This window comes from Microbulbifer mangrovi, from assembly GCF_002009015.1.
Classification (GTDB): Bacteria; Pseudomonadota; Gammaproteobacteria; order Pseudomonadales; family Cellvibrionaceae; genus Microbulbifer; species Microbulbifer mangrovi.
Map to the genome: position 1 here is coordinate 1 of NZ_LZDE01000018.1, position 301 is coordinate 301.

The 301-nt window shown below is 56.5% G+C and carries 1 protein-coding gene; it reads left to right on the forward strand.

The window, feature by feature from the left end; genetic code table 11:
* Positions 1 to 301, forward strand: a 301-nt coding sequence (locus B4U49_RS00080) for a hypothetical protein (RefSeq protein WP_204902939.1), incomplete at both ends; no start/stop codon positions are given.

A 301-nucleotide genomic window follows, 5' to 3' on the forward strand; every position in this document is an offset into this window, starting at 1 on the left:
TATCACTACGACGCGCTAGACCGGCTAACCCAGGTCGAAGGCCCAAACCCAGAGCACTTCGTCCACGACCCCGTCTCCAACATCCTCGCTGCTGCAGGCAGCGCAGAGGAAGCAAAGGAGCAGGCCGGCTCGGCTCAGGTCAGTGGCAATCGCCTCAAATTCCGCGGCGACACTCACTATGAGTACGATATTCACGGCAACCGAATTGCCGCATTGCGCGGTAAAGGTCAGAAGCTACAGACTCGTTACCGCTACAGCAGCAAGCACCAGTTAATAGTAGTTTCCCAGTTCAAGCTGGATG